The following is a 22,574-nucleotide window of genomic DNA, read 5'->3' as shown; positions in this document are numbered from 1 at the left end:
CGAAAATACCCGCCTTTTGTCAGTGAAATAAAGGGACGTTTATTGGTAGGTAATGCTAAAAACAATTAAAAGGGCGGGGCTTTAATTGAAAAAAGCGAATTAGATAGATCAGAAAGTCAAACTACTCTGCATGAAAATTAGTAGTTATGGATAACCACTAAATACAACAGTCATGACCCAACAAAATCAACTTGTCGCCGAGACAACTTCTGCTTTACGGGAGCAACTTGTCTCCCTATTGACCGGTAGTAATGCGCACCTGTCGTTTGACGATGCGGTGAACGATCTGGCGCCCGAACTGCGGGGAGTAAAGCCCGACAAACTGCCATATAGTATCTGGCAACTGGTTGACCATGTTCGTATTGCTCAGTGGGACATCCTTGAATTTTCCCGTAACTCAAGTCATACGTCACCCCCCTGGCCGTCAGGATATTGGGCGAAGGAAGTGGCACCGTCGGATGATGCTACCTGGCAACAGGCTCTGGAACAAATTCGGCAGGATCGGAATGCATTTGTTGCATTGCTTCATGATCCTCAGCACGATTTATACGCGCCTTTTGCTCACGGTGAGGGACAGAATCTACTCCGCGAAGCCTTACTGATTGCTGATCATACCGCTTATCACGTTGGCGAAATTATAATTATCCGGCGGCTACTGGATGCGTGGAAGAAGTGATTTTTCCATTTACAATCGCTTATGGCGAGTAATAACGGCGAGGTGAGTTTTGTAAACAAGTAATGGCGCAGAAGTAGAGTAGCTGCTTCTGCGCCATTACTTGTTTTATTGCCTTTAGGCGAATTTCTCTAACTGCTTTACCAGCACATTAATATCCTTCGGATAAGGAGCCACAAACGTTTGCGTCTCGCCATCCAACATCGCAAATGTGAGCGAGTGGGCGTGGAGGGCAACGCGGTTAATGAGGGGTAGTTCTTCGGTGCCCTCTTTCAGATTGAATTTACGCTTCACGTCAGATAGATAGACCGGCTTCCCACCATAAGTCGCGTCGTTGACGATAGGCGCTTTCAGGCACATTAAATGTACTCTAATCTGGTGCATTCGGCCTGTCACGGGCATACACTCCACCAGTGTTGTTGTTCGATAAGCCTGTAACGTATTGAAAATAGTTTCAGCAACTTTGCCGTTCTCACGGTCAATCCGGACGGCAGTGCCGTCTTTAACAGGCGAAATTGGTAAATACACCGAAATGCCTTCAAAGTTATGTACCCCGTTCGTTATTGCATGGTAGCGTTTGGTTACCTCACGGTGCTCAAACTGCATAGCCAGATGCCGATAGGCCTCCGGGTTTTTAGCGATGGCCAGAATACCCGATGTCTCCTTATCCAGCCGATGGCCAAGTTGCGCATCGGCGTGATAGGCTTTTGCCAGTCGCAAAATGCTTTGCCCTCCCCGGTCGGTCGTGCGTTCATCGAGCGAGGCAACACGCGGGGGTTTATTGATGAGTATGTAATCCTCATTTTCGAAAACAATGAGGTCCTCAAAATTCAGTTTCAACATTTGATGTTTGTTGCAGGTCGCCGGAGCGATTTGACGTTGTTGATTAAGGCTCGAAGTAACTGCAAACAACAAACCGTTCTGCAACAAACTTCAAACCAGAAAGTAAACACAAAAAGCCTCCTCCTGATCGGAAGAGGCTCAAAGAAATATCTTGTAAAATACTATAGCGACAGCGTACCGCGTTGATGAGCCTTCTGAAGCGTTGCTTCCAGACCGTTCTTGTTGATGGTCTTGATGGCCGACGTAGCCACTTTCAATGTTATCCATTCGCCTGTTGATTCGACGAAGAACCGCTTCTTTTGCAGGTTCGGGAAAAATTTACGCTTCGTTTTATTATTGGCGTGAGAAACATTGTTTCCCGTGCGTGTGCGCTTTCCTGTGATTTGACAAACTCTGGCCATTACCGTACTCGTTTTCCGTATGAGGGCGCAAAATTCGCTAAATTATTCATAATCTGCAAGTCATTTTTCCTTTTTCTTGAAATCGTAAGGACAATGGCGGCATCCGCTTTGGCAACAATGACCCCTTTTGAGGTGATAGGTCGCCGTAAACACGATAAAACCCTCAGGCGTGTAGTAAAAATCATCGTCGGCTAAACCGGGAATTTTTTTCTTGGACGGTTGCAATCGCATGCTTTTTGGGCGTCTGTAGAAGAAGCCGTATTTTTGAAAGCCAACGGACAGTGCGGCCAGTTAGTTGCATAAAATTAATTAGCTTGTCTAACAAACTCATTTTAAACGCCTTTCACTATGCTACTCGAACCGACAACGCCCATCTCATCTGCCGATCAGGCCATGCAACTGGAATGGAAGTATGGTGCGCATAATTATCATCCCATTCCGGCGGTGCTGACGCGGGGTGAAGGCGTCTTCCTTTGGGACGTAGATGATAAACGCTATTTCGATTTTCTGTCGGCTTATAGTGCCGTTAGTCAGGGCCATTGCCATCCACGTATCATTAACGCTATGATACAGCAAGCTCAGCGGCTAACATTAACATCGCGGGCTTTTTATAACGATAAGACCGGTCTTTGTGAGAAATTTCTCTGTGATTATTTCGGTTTCGACAAGGCATTAATCATGAACTCCGGTGCCGAGGGGGGAGAAACCGCTTTGAAATTGACCCGTAAGTGGGCTTATAAAGTTAAAGGAATTCCGCAGGATCAGGCTAAAGTGGTGTTTGCCGCCGGGAACTTCTGGGGCCGGACACTAGCGGCCATTTCGTCGTCAACGGACCCTAGTAGTACCAACGATTTTGGACCACTATTACCTGGCTATGTTATAATTCCTTACGACGATCTTACTGCCCTGGAGGATACGTTTAAAAGCGATCCTAACATTGCGGGTTTCATGGTGGAGCCAATTCAGGGCGAAGCAGGCGTAGTTGTGCCGCACGAAGGTTATCTGCGTGGTGTGCGCGACTTATGTACCAAATATAACGTACTATTTATTGCCGACGAAGTGCAGACGGGTATCGGACGTACGGGTAAGCGCATCGCCTGCGACCATGAGGGTGTAAAACCTGATTTACTCGTGCTGGGCAAGGCTCTCTCGGGCGGAACAATGCCTGTGTCGGCTGTAATGACGTCTGACGAGGTGATGCTGACCATTAAACCCGGTGAACATGGTTCAACGTACGGTGGCAATCCGCTGGCCTGTGTCGTAACAATGGAAGCGCTTCAAGTGGTTGAGGATGAAAATCTAACGGAGAATGCGGCTGTAATGGGCGACATTTTCCGTGCCCGTATGACGGCTTTAACCCATAAAACAGATCTTGTTAAATCAGTGCGGGGTAGGGGATTACTCAACGCCATTGTCATTACGGAACGCCCTGAACTAGGCGAAGAAACGGCTTGGGAGATATGCCTGAAACTGAAAGATAATGGCTTACTAACCAAGCCAACCCACGGCGACAAAATCCGCTTTGCGCCCCCACTAGTTATCAACGAAGATCAAATGCACGAAGCCTGCGATATTATCGAGAAGACAATACTGGAGTTTTAAACTACCTATATTCTACCAATGGTCAGGGTATAGGTTCAGCCAGTTATTATACGTCTCCCTGACCATTGGTTTCATTACCGGCTCTGAACTGCCTCTATACACAAGTTCAAGTAGTTCCACGCGATATATTGTCGCTCTTCATGAGGGTATCTACGGGTTCGTAAAAGCCGTAGATACGCGCTAAAATCCAGATAAGAGATAGCAGACCTTTGCATCACCAAAACCACGCAAACTCTTCACTCTTTTATCATGGAAAAAGCATTCTGGTTGAATTCTTGGGAATTAGAAGGCCCTCACACTAGTTTTCACCGAAAAGATATTCACCCTTACTTAATAAAATACTTACCTCCGTTTTCGCTGGAAGGCCAGTCCGTATTCGTTCCTCTTTGTGGCAAAAGCATCGATATGATCTACTTTAGCCACTTTGCAAAACGAGTTGTCGGTGTCGAGATCGCTGAAAAAGCAGTACTCCAGTTCTTTGATGAAAACTTACGGCCCTACAAGCGGATTGGAAATAAGTTTATCTCAGGTAATATCACCATTTTTTGTTGCGACTTATTTAGTCTGAAAACTGAAGACCTTGGGCCGATTGATATTGTTTATGACCGGGCGTCGCTAGTCGCTTTACCTTACCCTATGCGGATGCGCTACCTGAAAACCCTCGAACAGTTGACGCCTGTAGGAGCCTTGACTTTTCTGAATACAGTTGAATACGCGCCTATAATGGCAATGCCCCCGTTCAGCATTTCGCCCACGCAGGTAGCCAGTTACTTCCCGAACTATGTGATTGACCATGTAGAAAGTCCAGTCTTGCCCAATCATGGCATGGTACGCAAGTTCAATTTGTCCTTTCTGATCGAACACGGCTTTATGATGCGCAAGTTGTATAACTCACCCGTGCGTATTGACGTCGAAGAATTGGCAGAAGCCGCTTAAGAAGTTGGGTGTGGGAATGACTGTAATGTGAAAAACTACCAGCTCATTTCCACTGCATCACATCAAGCACATTTGGGCAAAAATCGTATTCGTCGGGTTGATTGGAGCCAATTAAGAGAAGTTGGTCGGGGCCGAGCTGTCGTACTTGCTCATGATACCAGGCAGCCCCCTGGCGGTCGAGGTTGGCCGTAGGCTCGTCGAGAATGACGACCGGTGAGTTGGAGAAAAAAGCCAAACCGAGTTTGACACGCTGCTTCATACCCGACGAGAAATATTTGATTTCTTTATGCCGTGCATGCGTTAATAACAGTCGATCTGCAATAGCTTCGGGGGTGAGATTGGCTCTGAACGGTTTGAACGTCTGGTGAAATATAAGTAGTTCGTCCAGCGTCAATTCCTCAACTAATTCCAGATACGGAGCCGCGATACTCACCTGCCGAAACCAGTTATCGGGGTCAATGAGTTTATTATTTAGCGAGAAAATCAGATTGCCTTCAGTGGTTGGTAAACTCCCGGTCAGCAGTTGTAGTAGCGTAGATTTTCCGCTGCCATTTGGTCCCACAAAGGTGTAGCTTGTCCCGGCGTTGAGTGTCAGATTTACCCGCCGAAAAATCCATTCCCGTCGGTATTTCTTACCGATTCCCTCGGCACTGATTGTCAGCATAGTGCGTTATCATGGCCAATGATGATAAAAGCCGCTGTAAAAGTCCGATAGCGCAAGGCGCTAGCCTTGTGCCATCGTGTATACCCACCTATACGATTTTTAAAACCGTATAGGTTTGATTCATTTATTCGCGTTCCACATTCGTGGTTGATGGGCCTTTCATGATACCTCGCTCCGACGACCGGATGAAGTTCACAATTTCGTCGCGCTCATCCGATGGCGGGAGTTCGAGTTCAATTTGTGTCAGGGCGTCGGCATTGTTCAGGCCACGCATATATATATAGCGGTAGATTTCCTGAATCTGGTTAATCTTGTCATTGTCAAACCCGCGCCGACGAAGACCAATTGAGTTTATGCCGGTATAAGACAGTGGTTCGCGGGCGGCTTTCGTAAATGGCGGCACGTCTTTACGCACCAATGAGCCTCCCGAAATCATGGCGTGGGCACCAATTTTTGCCCACTGGTGTACCGAACTGGATCCGCCGATAATTGCCCAATCGCCCATATGAACGTGGCCGCCCATCTGTACATTGTTGATAATCAGGCAGTGGTTACCAATCCGGCAATCATGCGCAACGTGTGCGTAAGCCATTATAAGGCAATCTGAGCCAATTTCTGTTTTCCAATGTTCTTCCGTTCCCCGACTAATAGTGGCATACTCACGAATAGTTGTATTATCACCAATGTAGGTGCGGGTATATTCGTTATTGAATTTTAAATCCTGCGGAGTTGACGAAATAACCGCCCCCGGATAAATTTTACAGTTTCGGCCAATGCGAGCCCCTTCGTTGATAACTGCATGCGAACCGATCCACGATCCTTCAGCAATTTCGACGTCTTTATGGATAATGGCAAACGGCTCTATCACCACATTCTGCGCAATTTTCGCTTCGGGGTGAATATAAGCTAATGGTTGAATCATAACTAAATAGTCGTAAGTCGTAAGTCGTAGGTAATAAGTAGCTGACGGAAGATTTCGCTTACGCCTTCGCTTTATATCTGACGACTATTTCTTTTTAACCAGGCTGGCAATCATATCGGCTTCGCATACCAGCTGGTTTCTAACGTAGCCCCGGCCCTGCATTTTTACGATACCGCGTTTCATGGGCGAGGTAAACTCACATTTAAAGATTACAGTATCTCCGGGCAAAACGTTGCGTCGGAAGCGGCAATTTTCAATACCAACTAAAAATGGCCAATAATTTTCGGGGTCAGGCACTGTGCTAAGTACCAGAATACCACCGGTTTGGGCCATAGATTCGAGTTGCATGACACCCGGCATTACCGGATTTCCTGGAAAGTGCCCTGAAAAAAAAGGCTCATTCATCGTAACGTTCTTAACACCAACTACACTGTTCTCGTCCAAAGCAATGATTTTGTCAACCATTTGAAACGGGTAGCGGTGGGGCAGCAATTGCGAAATCCGATTGATATCCAGCACCGGCGGCTGCATCGGATCATATTGTGGTACTTGATTGGCCGCGTTCTTCTGAATCTGTTTCTTGATTTTTTTGGCAAGGGCTACGTTTGCGGCATGGCCGGGGCGAGCCGCCAGAATCTGCGCCTTGATGGGTCGGCCAATCAAAGCCAGATCACCAACCATATCCAGTAATTTGTGGCGAGCCATTTCATTCGGGTAATGCAACTGAATATTATTCAGAATTCCCTCCTGCTCATTTACGCTCACCCTCGGCTTGTGAAGCAACTCCGCCAGATAATCCAGTTCGCCCTCTTTTACCTCCCGATCTACAATGACAATGGCATTGGTAAGATCACCACCTTTTATGAGATTTTGCTTGTAGAGTGCTTCTAGCTCATGTAGAAAGACAAATGTACGGCAGTTAGCAATCTGCTCAGGAAACAGACTTATGTCGTTCAGGTAAGCGTGCTGGCTACTGATTACCCGCGAGTTGTAATCGACCATCACCGTCAGGCGATAATCATTCAGAGGCAAAGCCGCCAGCTCAATATCTTTTTCCGGATTGCGGTAGTGAACAGATTCCGTAATCTCGTAATAGTTGCGTGTAGCGTTCTGCTCTTCGATACCCGCGTCGCGCAGTGCATTAATGAATTGAATTGACGAGCCATCCAGAATGGGTGGTTCGGGTCCATCCAACTGAATCAGGATGTTGTCTAATTGCAAACCAACCAGCGCGGCCAGTGTGTGTTCGACGGTGTGAATCCGTGCACCACTCTGTTCTATAGTCGTACCCCGCGAAAGATCCACAACGTTATCAACATCGGCATCTACAATGGGTTGACCAGGTAGATCGATGCGTTGAAATTTATAGCCGTGATTCGTTGGCGCGGGCAAAAATGTCATCGTTGCGGAGACACCTGTATGCAGGCCCACTCCCGATACTGACACGGCTTTCTGAATCGTCTGTTGTTTGGTATTCATTAGTAGTTGTTACCGGGTCGCCGGTGCGATCATCAGCTCGTTAGTCATCAGTCATTCGTTTACTACGGACTGGCGGCTATCACTTACGACTCTTTTTTGTTTTTCTTTTCCAGCACTGTCAACCGCTGTTCTAACGCTGGCAATTTTCGAAAAATGGCTAAGGAACGCATGCTTTCTTTCATGCCGAAAGCAGGCGAACAATTGAGGGCTGTGCCTTCTTCCACCACATTTTTACCCACTCCCGACTGCGCTCCGACTTTAGTGCCATCAGCAATGATAAGGTGACCGGCAAAGCCAACCTGCCCACCGATAACACAGTTAGCACCAATTTTCGTTGAGCCCGAAATACCCGTTTGAGCCGCAATCACCGTGTTTCGGCCAATATCAACGTTGTGCCCAATCTGAATTAAATTATCCAGTTTAGCACCCGTTCGAATATAGGTTGAACCCATTGTGGCGCAGTCGATTGTTGTACCAGAGCCAACATTCACGAAGTCCTCCAGAATGACGTTACCGAGTTGTGGAATGGTTTTATATGTGCCATCGGGCTGCGGTGCAAAGCCAAATCCCTCGCTTCCAACAACGGCATTGGGGTGAACAACGCAGTACTGCCCAATAACACAGTTGTCCAGAATACGGGCACCTGGGTGAATTATGGAGTTGTCGCCGATGCAAACGTTGTTGCCAATGTAAGCATGAGGATAAATCTTGACGTTTCGCCCAATCTGGCAGTTCTTACCAATGTAAGAAAAGGCACCCCGGTATATTTGTTCGCCAAGTTGACAGCCGTCGCCGATATACGATGGTTGTTCGACACCAATTCTCGAAAAACTTAATTGCTTGTAGTATTCCTCTAACAGCCTGGTGAAGGCTGAGTAGGAATTTTCCACAAAGATCAAGGCAGAAAGAACAGGCTTTTTAGGCTGAAAGGAATGGTCAACAATCACCGCTGATGCCTGCGTTGTATACAGATACGGTTCATATTTTAGGTTCGACAGAAACGAAATATCGCCTGGTTTCCCTTCTTCAATTTTAGATAACCCGGTGATTGCCAGTGTATCATTTCCGGCTACTTCGCCCTCCAGCAGTGTGGCAATCTGCTTGACTGTAAACTTCATATACGTATGACGGCCGTCTCAAAACGCTCAATATCGACGAGCAATTGGGGCGCTAAGGTAACTAACAAATTGCACTTTGCGGGTAAAATAACCGGAAATAGTTGGCGAGTCATGTAGACACGTAAGCTAGAAAACGGTACAGCGCCGTCTACTCACTGATTTATTGACTTGGTCAGTATGGTCAAATCCTTCGCCCAACAGACATAATATCGGCGTACGATGTTAGTTAATACCTGGATATTCGACAGGTCCGAAGCATCGGCAATATCTATGACCTTACCGGTTTTGAGTTTAATGCTAATGTGGTCTTCAGAGGGTAAGTAGGCGGCATTGGTTGCCTGGCCTTCGACCAGAAAGTAAGAAAGCAACTCATCGGGCAACCCCATTTGATGAAGCTGGCTTTCAACTTCGGTCAATAATTCTCCCGCAAATGGCTCCGTCGATAGCATGATTTTAAACAGCTTCCGGTCGAGCAGCATTTGGCAAAGCGTCGAAAGTACAGGGTCAGGATGCAATGCCCATTGCTTAATACAGAACCAGACATCAATGTCATCTAAATGGGTAAAGGCATCGATATAAGTTCGGCTGGTCTGAAAATCGGCCAGCGAAACACCTTTTTGTAAAAATAACTGAAATGACTCTGGCGCAAAAACGGGTTCTGCCCCATCTTGCCGAATCAGGAATCGTGCCCGGCGCAAAATTTGAATGAGCATTGACTCGGCGCAGATGGACGTTTTATGCAGATAAACCTGCCAGTACATCAACCGGCGTGCGTTCAAAAAATTCTCGATGCTTAGAATACCTTTGGCTTCGACCACCAATTGATCGTCTACCAGATCAAGCATTTTGATAATACGCTCAGCGCCAATAGCGCCCTCTGCCACACCCGTATAATACCCGTCGCGATTGAGGTAGTCCATACGGTCCATATCCAACTGACTCGAAATAAGCTGGTGGAAAAATACCCGCTCGTACGTTCCGTCAAACATGCGAATGGCCATTGCTAAGGCTCCGCCAAATTGCCGGTTGAGATCATGCATGAGTAGCAGCGAAATTTCTTCGTGTGGTACATTGTCTAACAGGCAACTCTCAAGCACGTGCGAAAACGGTCCGTGGCCGATATCGTGTAGTAAAATGGCAATTTGGGCAGCCTCACATTCGTCGTTGCTAATGTAATGTCCTTTGCTTTGCAGCGTACCCATCGCCTGGCCCATGAGGTGCATAGCGCCAAGCGCGTGGTGAAAGCGCGTGTGCAAAGCACCCGGATAAACATACTCCGACAAGCCCAATTGTTTGATACGCCGAAGTCGCTGGAAGTAAGGGTGTTCGACCAAATCGAAAAGCAACTCGGTTGGAATCGTAATAAACCCGTATACGGGATCATTGAGAATTTTCTTCTTATTGGGCGTTGCCATTGAACAAAGATACCAGACAGGGTTACAGCATTAACAGACTAATAACTCGAAAATCCGGCCATTTCTGTTTATCGTGTCAAAAAAGCTGTAAATTTGTACGCTGAATCTGAGCAATCAATCAGCAATGGGCTTGTAACTCAGTTGGTTAGAGTGCCTGACTCATAATCAGTAAGTCGTAGGTTCGAGCCCTACCTGGCCCACTTGATAATCAGCCGCTTAGCAGGAATGTTAGGCGGCTTTTTTATTTGGTTGCTGTAAAAGTTGCAAAACATTTTTTCAATAATGCTCCATCTTTTGCTTTTTATAAAAGTATCTTTTCTTAAATATTGAGTTTATGATGCTTAGAATTTTATTCTGTAGTGGTTCAATAGATTCGTTACACTTAGCACCATTTGAGTTTTCTCGGTACTGTACCAAATTAGAAGACAAAAAAATTAGCTTCTTTAAGAGAGGGGCAAAAACGTAGCTTTATCCTATTTTATCCCCCTTCCCAACTGTAGCATATCTATTGAACTACTACATGTAAATGTCTCTTCTAACATAAATACACTGCCATGTGTTATTCACGAATTAGCCACTTGTGCCAGTTCGAGTCAATAACACATGCCAAATCATAGACAGTTAGTAGAAGGACGTATACTTATTCTGCAAGAGATAATCAGCAAACTATCGAGTGGACTAACAAAAGCCATAGCCGAGAAATGGGCAAGCGAAAATGCAGATAAGCTAGCCGATTGCCAGAAGCGACTAAATGACATAAAGGCTTATTACGATAACCTTTATGTTGGGGATAATACACAGGAACAAACCGGAGAGAGCAAAAGTATTCACCGTAAACAAACACAATCATGTCAACTGCCAAGCAAGAATTAACTGACAAGATCAGTAAACTGAATGATATCATTACCGCTTACACGCAACTTATGGAACGCCACGTGGAATTAGGCGAACCCGAAGAAGCATCTGCCTGGACAGGATCGATTGCTGAGGCCGTTGAGCAGATTACCACAAAGCGTGACGCACTGGTAGCAGAGTCTAGTGCGGTTGCGGAGTAAATGAAACTTGGTTGTATTGAGCGTTGTATCCGGTCATACTACGGCTGATTACAAGAGGATCTCTCGCTATGCCCGACCAGCAGGCATTGACTTAAGCACACTGAAGTGACGACCAGTTGCTAACTAACGATTGTCCAGCCAATAAAAAACTGCCACATTATTTCGATGTGGCAGTTTTTTATTTTACACCGGATATTGCCATTCGCCCCGATAGGCGCGACTGAGTAGTTTATTCGCTTCGGGATCATTGGGAATTTGCTCGCCATCCCAAGCCACACTGCGCCCGAGTTTCATCGACAACATGCCCAGTAGGGCCATATTGGTTGAGCGTTGGCCAATTTCAATGTCGCAGATGGGTAGTTTTTTTGTTTTGATGCTATCGAGAAAGTTAGTCCAGAGTTGCGCGATATTCTGATCGTCGGGTTTGTTAAGTTGAGGGTCCTGATGAATCGTTGGTTTTTTGGGGTCCGATGGGTAGAATGTCCAGCCGTCCAGCCAACCCATGTGAAACGTACCTTCAGTTCCGTAGAAGTAAACGCCAACCGCCTGATTAGGCATAGTTTTCTCGGCGGTATTACCCGCGAATGCCCGCTGTTCCCACACGACGGTAAAGTTCTCAAACTCGTAGGTAGCTACCTGGTGGTCAGGCGCATCGGTACTATCTTTTTTGATGGGCCGCCCACCCGTTGAATATACTTTTCGCGGATGCTTTTCGTCGGTCCACCAAAGAATCTGGTCCATCCAGTGAATGCCCCAGTCGCCGAGAGTGCCATTGCCATAATCCAGAAAATTACGCCAGCCTCTCGGATGCATTGCCGGATTGTAGGCTCGCAACGGAGCAGGTCCACACCACATGTTCCAGTCCATTTCTTTGGGTGCCTCGCCATCAGGTGTAGGCTGACCCGCCCCACCGCCATAACTAACAAACGCCCGCGCCATACCAATTTCTCCAGCCTTTCCCGACTTCAGAAATTCCATACCCGACACATTATGAGGGGATACGCGCCGGTGCATTCCAACCTGACAAATGCGCTCTGTTTGTCGAGCCGCCCGCACCATTGCCTTCCCTTCGTTGATGGTATGGCTAATGGGTTTTTCCACATACACGTGTGCCCCCGCCTGCATGGCTGCGATGGCTATGAGCGGATGCCAGTGGTCGGGAGTGGCCACGATGACAATTTCGGGTTTCTCGGCCACGAGCATTTCACGGTAGTCTCTATATAACTTTGGCTGATCAGATGTTAGCTTACTGAGTTCTTCACTCGTCTTTTTGAGTTGTCGACTATCTACATCACAGAGCGCAACGATTTTCGATTCGCCCGCCTGCACCGCGCAACGCAGAATATTGCCGCCCCACCAACCAGCACCGACTACGGCTGTACGGTATTTTTGTGCGGATTTTCGGGTAATAAATGCCCGGACCTGAACAGGATCAGTGATCAGTGAGGCTCCGGCAATTGCAGACGTTTTTAAAAAATCAGTACGGTTCATCAGGTAAGGAAAGAGTAGACGTTATGACGTTGAGACAGACCTATTATCAGTCCCTATACCATTAAAGAAAAATCCACCCATTTTTTACCATCAGTTATCCAGATTAGCGATTAAGGGTTTACCAGCTAAAGCCTGCATCAGTAAACCAGTAACAAGTATAAAATAGACTGCCGACAGGATAATAACATGGCGCGGTTGGCGGGCGATGTAGTAGCCGAACAGCGGAATCAATTGCAGTGCGTGCATCCCGAAGAAATGGGCAACCCGCAGATCACCATAGCGGGTACTCCAGTTGAGTACGGGTAAGCCCGGCCCTCCATCAGGCGCACCTACTGTGTGGCCTAGATGGGAGACCATCATGAATCCTTCAAAAGCAAAAACAACGAAGAGTAAAATTCCAAGACGAATACCCCACAGGTAGGCCGAACTAATAGTCGCCGTGTCGAGTCGAAAAAATAAGAAACCAATATAAGCCGTCCACACGGTAAACACTGTAATGGCCACGCCCATCAGGCTAAACAAAAGACCGTCTGTTGGGGTCGAGATGTTAAAATGTGACAGTTTACCCCGACTGGCCTGCCAGATAATAATGCCTAGTTCAATAATAAAAACAACGACAAACATCCAGGAATAGGCCCGTACACTGCCCTTTTGGGGAAGTTCGGCCATATACCAGGCCATCGTCCAGCAAAGGATAGCCGTAGACGCCAGAAACTTAATGGGCTTTATGTAGGCGTTGATGCCCAGCACCTGTGTCGGGGTCGTTAAAGCCATTACGGTGCAAATAAGCACAGCGGCCACACACAGCCAGCCCAACTGGTACAACGTGGCATTTCGTGACTGTATGGAGGTTAATAAATCGCTCATAAGAACTGGTGGTTTCATTAGACCGTTCGAGTCCGCACAATACGAATTAGCCAATACAACAGCAAGCCAACCGGCCCGAGCATAAAGCAAAAAAACAAGGGAATCACGATGAACCAATGCGGAATTGCTTTCTCCTGCGCATCGCGAACAACAACGGTTCCCGCTACCAGATCAAAGGCGAGATAGTGCACCCAACCTGCCAGCATGACCCCATCACCGCCTTTCGCAAACAATGCTTTTACACCCGCTAATGTCCCAAAGGCGGCAAAATCGACCGGCCCTCCGCTGAACAAATAGATTACATAGATGATGGCTAGACACACCGGAATCAAATACGAGTTCATCAACCATTTTGTCACGAACCAGCGTGGGGCAACAATCATGAGCAACCACTGCGGCAATACGAGCGTACTCGCCAGACTAAAAACAGATTCAGGAGCCATGCAGAAAGGATAGTTTAGTTTTTGTTAACCGTACACCGGGTTTAAAACCCGGTGTACGGTTACATCAGTTAACGACCTTGGCCTGACCCAGCACCCGCAGCAAATTGCCACCCCATATTTTTGCAATGTCGGCTTCGGAATATTTCCGGCGAACAAGTTCAAGGGTAAGGTTTTCGATTTCGCTCACGTCTTCGAGGCCATTAACGCCCCCACCTCCGTCAAAATCTGAACCGATGCCAACATGGTCGATGCTGGTTATTTTAACAATGTGATCAATATGATCAGCAATGTCTGACAAACTGGCCCGCTCCGATGCGTAGATTTTAGAAACCGAATCGCTCAAGGCTGTAATCCGGGCTTCCATATCGGGCGTAGCCACTTTACCAACCCGCGACATTCTGATTTTGGTTTTAGCCGCCCGATTGGCATCCGACGGTTTTTTGAGGTAATCGCTAACGAAGTTCACCTGTACAACGCCCCCTTTGGCGGCAATGGCCCGAATCATATCATCAGTCATATTACGGGGGAAATCGCACAAGGCCCGGCAGTTGGAATGCGAGGCAATGACAGGCGCCTTTGAGAGTGCCAGTGCATCGTAAAATGTGCTGTCAGCCACGTGCGACACGTCGATCAGGATACCAAGTCGATTCATTTCCGGCACTACTTTTTTTCCGAACTCACTGAGACCACCATAAATGGGGCCATCAGGATCGGTAGATGAATCACCAATCAGGTTGTTGGCAAAGTGCGTTAACGTAATGTAGCGGCAGCCCAAATCGTAATATGTTTTAAGCATAGATAAGTCACTGCCAATTGGATACCCATTTTCCATACCGATAAAAACGGCCCGTTTACCCGCCTTCTTTATTCGGTAAGCATCGGTCGGGGAGGTAGCTAATTCAGCTTGTTCCGGGTATTTTTTCAGTGCCTGATGAATTAAATCAAACTGGTTTAGCGCATTTCGTTTAGCCTCGGCGTGGCCTTCGTCAGTGCGGGGTCCCTGCGATGTGTACACGGCAAAAAACATGGCATCCATACTGCCGTCTTTCATGCGTGGAAAGTCGATTTGTGACCCATCGCGTTTGGTATCGTGCGAAACGCCCACATCAAAACCGGGTCGCTGCATCATAATTGGCGCGTCGGCGTGGGTGTCGAGCGTCAAAACGTGTTGATGAATCTTACGGGCTTTTTTAGCTAATTTATCATCATCGCCGGGCGACTGAGCCATAAACGAACTCAGGGCGAGTAAGGTTGAAAAAACAAAAGGGAGCATAGTAAATCAGATTGTAGAGAGGAATGACATTCCCTCGAAACTACACATTGCCTACCGGAATATCAAACTTTCGTCTGTAACGTGCTGTTATCCCACTACCTTTGTTGACAAACGAAGGGGCAGATAAACGGATTTAGTAAGCGAATAAACAAAGCTGGCCGTTCATCCTTTATCGCTACGGTAATCTGTTCTTTCAACATTCCTTGCGGCACTCTTCCGCTCAACATCCAATGTCCGTCGTTCCTTACAAAGATAAAGACACCTCTAAGCGCGAACAGGTCGCTGAAATGTTCGATAGTATTTCGCCGAAATATGACTTGCTCAACCACGTCCTGAGTGGTGGTATTGACATTCTCTGGCGCAAACGGGCAATACGTGAACTGCGCAAAGCTGCCACCAAATCGCCCAAACGTATCCTCGACATTGCCACTGGTACGGGTGATTTTGCGCTGGAAGCTCTGGTGCTCAAGCCGGAGAAGATCGTTGGCATGGACATTTCGGAAGGGATGTTATCGGTTGGGCGCGATAAAATGAGAAAGCGTGGTGTCGATCAAATCATTGAAATGCGGACCGGCGATTCAGAAGGTTTACCTTTGTCGGACAATGATTTCGACGCTGTCATCGTTGCATTTGGTGTGCGCAACTTTGAGAACCTGCTTAAAGGCTTGACCGATATGCACCGTGTTACACGCCCCGGTGGTGTGTGCGTGGTACTGGAGTTCTCGAACCCGCGCCAGTTTCCCTTTAAACAACTATACGGTTTTTACTCCCGTACCATCCTGCCGCTCATTGGGCGCGTAGTGAGCAAAGACTCATCGGCTTATACGTACCTGCCCGAATCAGTGCAGGCGTTTCCCGACGGTCCCGACTTTCTGCGTATCTATGAAGCGGCTGGATTCAAAAATACCAAATGGATACCGCTCACCTTCGGCGTTGCGTCAATTTACATCGGTCACAAGCTAAGCTAGCCAAGTCAAATCAAGCTGTGAAAAACCATATTGCCCGGTTGTCGGTGCAGGTTGGCCTCATTATGCTGTTGATTAATCTTTTTCATGTTAAGACACAGGCACAGACAAGCTATAAATACGTCCGCAAGCATCTTGAACGCTACGACGACAAGACGATTCATTACGGCTTTTTCTTTGCCGCGCCCGTTACCCGATTCAGTGTTGGCTATAGCCCGCAGTTTCTAACGGCTGATTCGGCTTACCGAATCTATTCGCCTAATAAACCCGCCTTTCGGGTTGGCTTTGTTGTCAATACCTACCTCAGCAAGCATTTTGACTTACGGCTGACGCCCTCGGTATCTCTTTTTAGCCGCGAGGTGAAGTATGATTATCCTGGAGGAACGTCAAAAACCGAAACGCGCGAATCGACCTGGATTGATTTGCCGCTGCTACTAAAATATAAATCCGAACGACGTAACAACAGTCGGATGTATTTACTGGCGGGTGGTACGTTTAGCGTTGAAAGTAACGTACGCCGAAAGGAGATTCAGGGTGTCAGTAAGCTAAGCACCGGCACGATGGATTTCGCAATTGAGTACGGTATCGGTTTTGAACAGTTTTTTGAATACTTCAAGTTTGCCCCCGAACTCCGCTTCTCCCACGGTCTTGTCAATCTCTATCGCCCTACCAGCAACGTTGCTGGTATTGGCATTAACAGGCTCACTACGCATTCTGTGACGTTGTACTTAAATTTTGAGTAATTGAAGTACCTTGTCAATCAACTGATTGCAAAAAGTTTAAGTTTTTTTTGCGTAGACTTGCAAGAAAGCGATTTAGCCCCTTATCTTTGCACTCCCAAACGACACCAACCACAAGACGGAATCGAAGACGGAAAAATTAAAAAGGGAGTTTAGCTCAGCTGGTTCAGAGCATCTGCCTTACAAGCAGAGGGTCACTGGTTCGAACCCAGTAATTCCCACAAAAATTGCAAAAACCCCTCAGAAATGATTTCTGAGGGGTTTTTGCTTTATTATAACACTAAGTATTTTTTACTTTCTGTTTATTGTATGCTGGTTTGTCCACTCACTCCTTCATTAATTCCTTCAGAATCTTCTGTGCGGCTATCGAGATCACCGTTCCTGGCCCAAAAATTCCTTTTACGCCCGCATCATACAAATACTGATAATCGCCTACCGGAATGACGCCCCCTGCGATAACCATAATGTCGTCGCGGCCAATCTTTTTAAGATCGTCAATGAGTTGTGGGACGAGCGTTTTATGACCCGCTGCCAGACTCGATACGCCTACAATATGAACGTCGTTTTCGGCAGCCTGCCGAGCTACTTCTTCCGGTGTTTGGAACAGAGGGCCCATATCAACATCGAAACCCAGATCAGCAAAACTTGTAGCAATGACTTTGGCACCCCGGTCGTGGCCATCCTGGCCCATTTTAGCCACTAGAATTCGGGGACGTCGCCCATCGAGTTCGGCAAAACGATTACTCATCTCGCGGGCCAGGCGGAAATTTTCATCGTCAGAAACTTCAGCTGCGTAAATACCGGATATAGCCCGAATTGTAGCCTTATGGCGACCAAATGCTTTTTCCATAGCGTCAGAGATTTCGCCAAGAGTAGCGCGGTGGCGAGCCGCTTCAACAGCGAGGGCGAGCAAATTTTCGGGTTTATCAGTCGATGTTGGTTGACAGGCTTTCGTAATGGCATTCAGAGCTGCTTCTACTGTTTTGTTGTCTCTCGTTTCCTTTATTCCTTCCAACCTTGCTACCTGCGTTTCGCGCACAGCCTGATTGTCAATTGTTAATACATCAATCTCAGTCTTAAACTCCGTTTTGTATTTGTTTACGCCCAGAATCACATCTTTGCCTGAGTCAATACGAGCCTGTTTGCGGGCGGCTGCTTCCTCAATACGGAGTTTGGGTAAACCAGTTTCAATAGCTTTAGTCATACCACCCAATAGCTCCACTTCTTCTATCAAGGCCCATGCTTTTTCAACTAATTCTTTCGTCAGAAACTCGACATAATAGGACCCGCCCCAGGGGTCAACGGCGCGGGTAATGTCGGTTTCGTGTTGTAAATAAAGTTGTGTGTTACGGGCAATCCGGGCCGAAAAATCAGTTGGAAGGGCAATCGCTTCGTCCAATGAATTCGTATGCAAACTTTGCGTTCCACCCAGCACGGCAGCCAGGGCTTCAATCGTTGTTCGGGCCACATTGTTGAACGGGTCTTGCTCCGTCAAGCTATAACCGGACGTTTGGCAGTGCGTTCGTAGAGCCAGCGATTTTGAATTTTTAGGGTCAAACTGCTTCACAATTTTGGCCCACAGCAGTCGGCCCGCTCGGAGTTTGGCGATTTCCATAAAATGGTTCATGCCAATTCCCCAAAAGAACGATAGGCGCGGAGCAAAATCGTCTATGCCCATACCCGCACGTAACCCCGTCCGGATATATTCCAGACCATCTGCCAGGGTGTAAGCTAGTTCAAGATGGGCCGGTGCGCCCGCTTCGTGCATGTGATACCCGCTGATGCTTATAGAGTTGAATTTCGGCATATGCCGGGCCGTATAAGCGAAAATGTCGCCGACGATGCGCATGGATGGTTCGGGTGGGTAGATGTAGGTGTTCCGCACCATGAACTCCTTCAGAATATCATTTTGAATCGTGCCGGATAATTTTTCGGGTGGAACGCCCTGCTCTTGGGCGGCTACAATGAAAAACGCCATAATAGGGAGCACTGCCCCGTTCATAGTCATCGATACCGACATTTGATCGAGGGGAATCTGGTCGAACAGAATCTTTATATCCTCAACCGAATCAATGGCCACGCCCGCTTTCCCTACATCGCCAACGACGCGTGGATGGTCGGAATCATAGCCACGGTGCGTAGCCAGATCGAACGCGACAGATAAGCCTTTTTGCCCCGCTGCCAGGTTCCGTCGGTAGAAAGCATTTGATTCTTCGGCGGTTGAAAATCCCGCATATTGACGAATTGTCCAGGGTTGCCGAACATACATGCTGGCGTATGGTCCCCGCAGAAACGGCGGAACACCAGCCGTGTAGTTCAGGTGATCAGCCGTAGCAACGTCAACAACTGTAAAGCTGGCTCTCAGTTTAATGCCTTCGGCTGTCAGGAAGTAGGCTGGCGTTCCGGGTTTTTCGACCGCTTCTGCCGACTGCTTATCGCCATGCGATTCTGTAGCGGTTACTGACTGATTCGGTATGTTGGTGAAGTCGGGTCTCATGCTTGTTGGTGATACAATACAATGGGTTTATTCGAACTCCTCGGCCAGCCGGTGTTCAGGTAACGAACCGACAAGACGGGCCGCTGGGTGATTTTTTGATAGCTTGTCTTTTTGATTCGATGGTTCATCAAACCGGAACTTTGTTACACCCACCAAAACCTTTCCATTTCGTACCGCGTCGATCTTTGCCTTATACGCTCTCTCAATTTCAGCCTGAATAAATCCGTTGGTCAATGCTTTAGAAAAACCTCCTTGTTTTTCGACATCCAGAAATAATGCCCAAGCCGCTTCGACCAACATATGTGTTAGCGTCTCAATATAATATGACCCTGCCGACGGATCGGCCACTTTATCCAAATAACTTTCGTCTTTCAACAAAACCGATATGTTGCGGGCAATGCGGTCAGAAAAGCCACTATCCGGCGATTTTTGGTCCGGCAGTCCGTGGTTCAGCAATTCGTTATCCGGTATCTCGTGGTCCGGCAGTCCGGTTGACTTACCCAAAACCGCATCGTACGGATGAACCGTTAGCACATCGCAACCGCCGATAACAGCCGCCATTGCTTCGGTAGTGGCTCGAAGCAAGTTTGTGTTATACGTAGTTGTGGCGTCGTAAAACGTTGAGGTTTGGCAATGAACAAAAAGTGGTGAGAATAGGGAAAACGAGTACGCAGACAGGAAGCGGGTTAGCAACACCCTGAGCGCGCGGAGTTTCGCGATTTCTAAAAAATAACTTGTACCGACAGACATGGACACCATCGTTTTATGAACGAGTTGTTCAATAGTCAGTCCACCACTGGTAAGTTGATCATAAGTATCGGCCAGCGAAGCCAGCGTGAAGGCTAATTCCTGGGTTGCGGTTGCTCCGGCATTGTGGAAAGTATGACTGCTGGCACATATCGTTCGAAACTGGGGCGAATCAGCCGTCAGGCGAGTGGCTTCGGCGGTTGAGTTTCCCGTGTTCATCAACAACCCTCCTTTGAGCTGGTAAGGAGCAACGGTTTTTAATGACTGGATAAAGTCAGTAGCATTTTCGGAAGTCAGGCGAAAAAAAACGGGCGTATCGCTAAGCTTTATACCGTTAAGCAACCGGGACAACAAGTCGCCAATTCGGTTGGCTTGACCGGGTATGTTAAGAACCAATGCATCGGCCCCGCGCGTGAGTGCATCGCGCAAATAGATATTGTCCGCTTTCCCGGTGGTTATGGTTCGTTCTGGCGCGTTGAGCCAACCCGGATTACGCTTCTGGGCAGCTTGGGTTGTCTCTAACGTCAGAGCGGTTAATGGGCCGTCGATAAGGTCGCTAGCCGTATAATAGGGGTCCAGAACGAAGCCTTCCCCTGTATGCCAGCGCAAACTTTCATATCCATCTTCGCCGTTTTGAGCAGGTTTTAGTTCCTTCCGAACCTGTTCCTGCCAGACAGATTTGTCAGTAGCCGGAAATAGCGTTGAAAAAAGTGGCTCCATTCGATTTGCTTAAGACAAAGTACGAGTAAAAGTAAGCTATTTCTCTTTTTGTAGAGAAACCATGTTTCAAGGTGTCAACTTGCTACCTCGATTGCATTATTCAAAGGGATTTCATCTGGACCTTGACGTTCTGTTTGAATCGCGTAATTTTAGCTTAACATTGAAAATAGGAAGACAGACTCTTTCAAAAAACGTGACCTTTTCTGCATGGCCTGGTCAGTTATTTTCCTACATTTGTCTCCCTTTTTTGATATCCAACAACGTAACTGAACTATAATACCCGTGAATGTAACTCCTCAGACAGGCATGCAGCGTGAAGTAACGACGGTGTGGAACCGCTGTCTGAATGTTATCCGGGAAATTGTGCCCGAACAAAGCTTTAATACGTGGTTTGAACCCATTGTTCCGTTGCGGCTCAATGGCCACGTACTAACAATTCAGGTGCCGAGTGAATTCTTCTACGAATGGCTTGAAGAAAACTTTGTTCACGCCCTGCGTAAGGCGCTCGACACGGCCATCGGGCGCGATGGGCAACTGGAATACTCAATCATTGTAGACAAGGGTAACGAGCAGAATCGTCCGCTTACGGTAAATGTACCTACGACAAAATCGACCCACACATCCAAACCTGATAATGTCAATCCCGACATTCTAAAGAGCCCGTTTCTGCTCAAAGATCTTGATTCACTTACCCTCGACTCGTATTTGAATCCAAGTTATACGTTCGATAACTACGTTGAAGGTGACTGCAATCGGTTGGCGCGTTCGGCGGGGTATGCCGTAGCCGAACGGCCGGGCATCACGTCGTTTAATCCCCTGATGATTTATGGGGGCGTTGGGTTGGGTAAAACTCATCTGGTGCAGGCCATTGGTAACTTTATCAAGAATAATAACCAGAACAAGTTTGTCCTGTATGTAACGTCGGAAAAGTTCACCAACCAGTTTCTGAATGCAGTTCGTTCAGATGGTATTCGCGACTTCACGGCTTTTTATATGCAGGTGGATGTGCTGGTGATTGACGACGTTCAGTTTTTGCAGAAGAAAGAGAAAACGCAGGAAATTTTCTTCCATATATTTAACCATCTCCACCAATCGGGTAAGCAGATTATCATGACTTCCGACCGTGCGCCGAGAGCGTTAGATGGATTGGAAGATCGACTATTGTCGCGGTTTAAGTGGGGCTTATCGGCTGATTTACAGACGCCCGACCTTGAAACGCGCATTGTTATTATCCAGAAAAAACTTCAGGCTGAAGGCATTTATATCGATGCTAATGTGATTGAATATCTGGCCCATAGTGTCAACACAAACGTCCGTGAACTGGAAGGCGTCATGGTCTCATTGATGGCGCAGGCATCGCTGAATCGCCGTGAGATTGACCTCGAACTAGCCAAGCAAACTTTGCGGAACATTGTGGTTGATTCTGAACGGGAAGTGACAATTGACTCGGTGCAGGAGGCCGTAGCCAGTTATTTCAACGTAACTATTGCTGACCTAAAAGCAAAAAGCCGTAAGCGTGAGTTAGTGCACCCGCGACAGGTGGCTATGTATTTAGCCAAAGAAAAAACTGATTTGTCTCTGAAATCAATTGGCTATCACTTTGGTGGCCGGGACCATAGTACGGTAATCCATGCTGTGCAAACCATAAGTGACCTCGTGGCTAAACACCCCGAAACACGCGAAATTGTTGAGAAACTGAAGGCCATGTTTAAATGATTGTTGT

The 22,574-nt window shown here is 47.4% G+C and carries 22 protein-coding genes and 2 tRNA genes; 10 read left to right on the top strand and 14 right to left on the bottom strand.

What is annotated here, in order from left to right:
- The first annotated feature begins 172 nt into the window (after positions 1-172).
- Positions 173-676, top strand: a complete 504-nt coding sequence (locus ACFS25_RS17780; protein WP_381503733.1) for a DinB family protein — start codon at positions 173-175, stop codon at positions 674-676.
- 114 nt (positions 677-790) lie between these two features.
- Here the strand turns inward: ACFS25_RS17780 and ACFS25_RS17775 are convergent, their stop codons facing one another.
- The 3 genes from ACFS25_RS17775 to ACFS25_RS17765 form a co-directional block, all read right to left on the bottom strand.
- The gene (locus tag ACFS25_RS17775) at positions 791-1,513 is read right to left on the bottom strand and encodes an RluA family pseudouridine synthase (protein WP_381504569.1); all 723 of its coding nucleotides are present in this window, start codon (positions 1,511-1,513) and stop codon (positions 791-793) included.
- Positions 1,514-1,677: 164 nt separating this feature from the next.
- Positions 1,678-1,917, bottom strand: a complete 240-nt coding sequence (gene rpmB / locus ACFS25_RS17770) for a 50S ribosomal protein L28 (RefSeq protein WP_018618206.1) — start codon at positions 1,915-1,917, stop codon at positions 1,678-1,680.
- A gap of 60 nt (positions 1,918-1,977) precedes the next feature.
- Entirely contained in the window at positions 1,978-2,148 is a 171-nt protein-coding gene (locus ACFS25_RS17765; protein ID WP_381503730.1) for a DUF5522 domain-containing protein, read from the bottom strand.
- Between the two features lie 117 nt (positions 2,149-2,265).
- Between ACFS25_RS17765 and rocD the strand changes: the two genes are divergently transcribed.
- Together rocD and ACFS25_RS17755 are read left to right on the top strand one after the other, a co-directional pair.
- Positions 2,266-3,519 (top strand): ornithine--oxo-acid transaminase, encoded by a 1,254-nt coding sequence (gene rocD, locus ACFS25_RS17760; protein ID WP_381503728.1) that lies wholly within the window; start codon positions 2,266-2,268, stop codon positions 3,517-3,519.
- Between the two features lie 249 nt (positions 3,520-3,768).
- Positions 3,769-4,455 (top strand): class I SAM-dependent methyltransferase, encoded by a 687-nt coding sequence (locus ACFS25_RS17755; protein WP_381503727.1) that lies wholly within the window; start codon positions 3,769-3,771, stop codon positions 4,453-4,455.
- A 43-nt stretch (positions 4,456-4,498) separates the two neighbouring features.
- On the opposite strand, the gene ACFS25_RS17750 is transcribed toward ACFS25_RS17755, so the two are convergent.
- The 5 genes from ACFS25_RS17750 to ACFS25_RS17730 form a co-directional block, all read right to left on the bottom strand.
- On the bottom strand, positions 4,499-5,119 hold the full coding sequence (locus ACFS25_RS17750; protein ID WP_381503725.1) for an ABC transporter ATP-binding protein: 621 nt from the start codon (positions 5,117-5,119) through the stop codon (positions 4,499-4,501).
- A gap of 124 nt (positions 5,120-5,243) precedes the next feature.
- Entirely contained in the window at positions 5,244-6,041 is a 798-nt protein-coding gene (lpxA, locus tag ACFS25_RS17745) for an acyl-ACP--UDP-N-acetylglucosamine O-acyltransferase (protein WP_381503723.1), read from the bottom strand.
- Positions 6,042-6,125: 84 nt separating this feature from the next.
- Positions 6,126-7,520 (bottom strand): bifunctional UDP-3-O-[3-hydroxymyristoyl] N-acetylglucosamine deacetylase/3-hydroxyacyl-ACP dehydratase, encoded by a 1,395-nt coding sequence (locus ACFS25_RS17740; RefSeq protein WP_381503721.1) that lies wholly within the window; start codon positions 7,518-7,520, stop codon positions 6,126-6,128.
- 83 nt (positions 7,521-7,603) lie between these two features.
- Positions 7,604-8,638 (bottom strand): UDP-3-O-(3-hydroxymyristoyl)glucosamine N-acyltransferase, encoded by a 1,035-nt coding sequence (gene lpxD / locus ACFS25_RS17735; protein WP_381503719.1) that lies wholly within the window; start codon positions 8,636-8,638, stop codon positions 7,604-7,606.
- A gap of 152 nt (positions 8,639-8,790) precedes the next feature.
- Positions 8,791-10,053, bottom strand: coding sequence for an HD domain-containing protein (locus ACFS25_RS17730; protein ID WP_381503717.1), 1,263 nt, complete (start codon positions 10,051-10,053; stop codon positions 8,791-8,793).
- 126 nt (positions 10,054-10,179) lie between these two features.
- Here ACFS25_RS17730 and ACFS25_RS17725 point away from each other — a divergent pair.
- From ACFS25_RS17725 to ACFS25_RS17715, 3 genes are all read left to right on the top strand, one after another.
- Positions 10,180-10,253 (top strand) — tRNA-Ile (locus ACFS25_RS17725).
- Positions 10,254-10,656: 403 nt separating this feature from the next.
- Positions 10,657-10,926, top strand: coding sequence for a hypothetical protein (locus ACFS25_RS17720; RefSeq protein WP_381503715.1), 270 nt, complete (start codon positions 10,657-10,659; stop codon positions 10,924-10,926).
- The gene (locus ACFS25_RS17715; RefSeq protein WP_381503713.1) at positions 10,902-11,108 is read left to right on the top strand and encodes a hypothetical protein; all 207 of its coding nucleotides are present in this window, start codon (positions 10,902-10,904) and stop codon (positions 11,106-11,108) included. The genes ACFS25_RS17720 and ACFS25_RS17715 overlap by 25 nt, the downstream gene beginning before the upstream one ends.
- 183 nt (positions 11,109-11,291) lie before the next feature.
- On the opposite strand, the gene ACFS25_RS17710 is transcribed toward ACFS25_RS17715, so the two are convergent.
- The 4 genes from ACFS25_RS17710 to ACFS25_RS17695 all read right to left on the bottom strand — a co-directional run bounded on the left by ACFS25_RS17710 (position 11,292) and on the right by ACFS25_RS17695 (position 15,182).
- Entirely contained in the window at positions 11,292-12,599 is a 1,308-nt protein-coding gene (locus ACFS25_RS17710) for a Gfo/Idh/MocA family protein (RefSeq protein ID WP_381503710.1), read from the bottom strand.
- A gap of 90 nt (positions 12,600-12,689) precedes the next feature.
- On the bottom strand, positions 12,690-13,466 hold the full coding sequence (locus tag ACFS25_RS17705) for a hypothetical protein (RefSeq protein WP_381503708.1): 777 nt from the start codon (positions 13,464-13,466) through the stop codon (positions 12,690-12,692).
- A 17-nt stretch (positions 13,467-13,483) separates the two neighbouring features.
- Positions 13,484-13,909, bottom strand: coding sequence for an ABA4-like family protein (locus ACFS25_RS17700; RefSeq protein WP_381503706.1), 426 nt, complete (start codon positions 13,907-13,909; stop codon positions 13,484-13,486).
- A 64-nt stretch (positions 13,910-13,973) separates the two neighbouring features.
- Positions 13,974-15,182 carry a dipeptidase gene (locus ACFS25_RS17695; RefSeq protein WP_381503704.1) on the bottom strand — a complete coding sequence of 403 codons (1,209 nt, stop codon included), beginning with the start codon at positions 15,180-15,182 and terminating at the stop codon, positions 13,974-13,976.
- Positions 15,183-15,412: 230 nt separating this feature from the next.
- Here ACFS25_RS17695 and ubiE point away from each other — a divergent pair, with 230 nt between their 5' ends.
- The 3 genes from ubiE (at position 15,413) to ACFS25_RS17680 (ending at position 17,108) form a co-directional block, all read left to right on the top strand.
- Complete coding sequence (gene ubiE / locus ACFS25_RS17690) at positions 15,413-16,150, top strand: bifunctional demethylmenaquinone methyltransferase/2-methoxy-6-polyprenyl-1,4-benzoquinol methylase UbiE (RefSeq protein WP_381503702.1); 738 nt, start codon at positions 15,413-15,415, stop codon at positions 16,148-16,150.
- 62 nt (positions 16,151-16,212) lie between these two features.
- Positions 16,213-16,890 carry a type IX secretion/gliding motility protein PorT/SprT gene (gene porT, locus ACFS25_RS17685; protein WP_381504567.1) on the top strand — a complete coding sequence of 226 codons (678 nt, stop codon included), beginning with the start codon at positions 16,213-16,215 and terminating at the stop codon, positions 16,888-16,890.
- A gap of 143 nt (positions 16,891-17,033) precedes the next feature.
- Positions 17,034-17,108: transfer RNA gene (locus ACFS25_RS17680), tRNA-Val, on the top strand.
- Between the two features lie 104 nt (positions 17,109-17,212).
- Here ACFS25_RS17680 and scpA read toward each other — a convergent pair.
- Together scpA and ACFS25_RS17670 are read right to left on the bottom strand one after the other, a co-directional pair.
- Complete coding sequence (scpA, locus tag ACFS25_RS17675) at positions 17,213-19,384, bottom strand: methylmalonyl-CoA mutase (protein WP_381503701.1); 2,172 nt, start codon at positions 19,382-19,384, stop codon at positions 17,213-17,215.
- A 27-nt stretch (positions 19,385-19,411) separates the two neighbouring features.
- A complete protein-coding gene (locus ACFS25_RS17670; protein ID WP_381503699.1) occupies positions 19,412-20,851 on the bottom strand; it encodes a methylmalonyl-CoA mutase family protein in 1,440 nt (479 codons plus the stop codon).
- A 306-nt stretch (positions 20,852-21,157) separates the two neighbouring features.
- Here ACFS25_RS17670 and dnaA point away from each other — a divergent pair, with 306 nt between their 5' ends.
- Positions 21,158-22,567 carry a chromosomal replication initiator protein DnaA gene (gene dnaA, locus ACFS25_RS17665; RefSeq protein ID WP_381504565.1) on the top strand — a complete coding sequence of 470 codons (1,410 nt, stop codon included), beginning with the start codon at positions 21,158-21,160 and terminating at the stop codon, positions 22,565-22,567.
- Positions 22,568-22,574: the final 7 nt, after the last annotated feature.

It is taken from the genome of Spirosoma flavum (assembly GCF_042686045.1).
GTDB classification, from domain to species: Bacteria; Bacteroidota; Bacteroidia; order Cytophagales; family Spirosomataceae; genus Spirosoma; species Spirosoma flavum.
This window is presented reverse-complemented; position numbering and strand designations above follow the sequence as displayed.

Bases quoted from the DNA above. Each gene is read 5' to 3' on its own strand.
- ubiE (WP_381503702.1), top strand. From the start codon at position 15,413: ATGTCCGTCGTTCCTTACAAAGATAAAGACACCTCTAAGCGCGAACAG.
- rocD (WP_381503728.1), top strand. From the start codon at position 2,266: ATGCTACTCGAACCGACAACGCCCATCTCATCTGCCGATCAGGCCATG.
- lpxD (WP_381503719.1), bottom strand. From the start codon at position 8,638: ATGAAGTTTACAGTCAAGCAGATTGCCACACTGCTGGAGGGCGAAGTA.
- ACFS25_RS17730 (WP_381503717.1), bottom strand. From the start codon at position 10,053: ATGGCAACGCCCAATAAGAAGAAAATTCTCAATGATCCCGTATACGGG.
- ACFS25_RS17670 (WP_381503699.1), bottom strand. From the start codon at position 20,851: ATGGAGCCACTTTTTTCAACGCTATTTCCGGCTACTGACAAATCTGTC.
- ACFS25_RS17705 (WP_381503708.1), bottom strand. From the start codon at position 13,466: ATGAGCGATTTATTAACCTCCATACAGTCACGAAATGCCACGTTGTAC.
- rpmB (WP_018618206.1), bottom strand. From the start codon at position 1,917: ATGGCCAGAGTTTGTCAAATCACAGGAAAGCGCACACGCACGGGAAAC.
- lpxA (WP_381503723.1), bottom strand. From the start codon at position 6,041: ATGATTCAACCATTAGCTTATATTCACCCCGAAGCGAAAATTGCGCAG.
- ACFS25_RS17755 (WP_381503727.1), top strand. From the start codon at position 3,769: ATGGAAAAAGCATTCTGGTTGAATTCTTGGGAATTAGAAGGCCCTCAC.
- ACFS25_RS17780 (WP_381503733.1), top strand. From the start codon at position 173: ATGACCCAACAAAATCAACTTGTCGCCGAGACAACTTCTGCTTTACGG.
- dnaA (WP_381504565.1), top strand. From the start codon at position 21,158: ATGCAGCGTGAAGTAACGACGGTGTGGAACCGCTGTCTGAATGTTATC.
- ACFS25_RS17750 (WP_381503725.1), bottom strand. From the start codon at position 5,119: ATGCTGACAATCAGTGCCGAGGGAATCGGTAAGAAATACCGACGGGAA.
- ACFS25_RS17715 (WP_381503713.1), top strand. From the start codon at position 10,902: ATGTCAACTGCCAAGCAAGAATTAACTGACAAGATCAGTAAACTGAAT.
- ACFS25_RS17710 (WP_381503710.1), bottom strand. From the start codon at position 12,599: ATGAACCGTACTGATTTTTTAAAAACGTCTGCAATTGCCGGAGCCTCA.
- ACFS25_RS17700 (WP_381503706.1), bottom strand. From the start codon at position 13,909: ATGGCTCCTGAATCTGTTTTTAGTCTGGCGAGTACGCTCGTATTGCCG.
- ACFS25_RS17720 (WP_381503715.1), top strand. From the start codon at position 10,657: ATGCCAAATCATAGACAGTTAGTAGAAGGACGTATACTTATTCTGCAA.
- porT (WP_381504567.1), top strand. From the start codon at position 16,213: ATGCTGTTGATTAATCTTTTTCATGTTAAGACACAGGCACAGACAAGC.
- ACFS25_RS17740 (WP_381503721.1), bottom strand. From the start codon at position 7,520: ATGAATACCAAACAACAGACGATTCAGAAAGCCGTGTCAGTATCGGGA.
- ACFS25_RS17765 (WP_381503730.1), bottom strand. From the start codon at position 2,148: ATGCGATTGCAACCGTCCAAGAAAAAAATTCCCGGTTTAGCCGACGAT.
- ACFS25_RS17695 (WP_381503704.1), bottom strand. From the start codon at position 15,182: ATGCTCCCTTTTGTTTTTTCAACCTTACTCGCCCTGAGTTCGTTTATG.
- scpA (WP_381503701.1), bottom strand. From the start codon at position 19,384: ATGAGACCCGACTTCACCAACATACCGAATCAGTCAGTAACCGCTACA.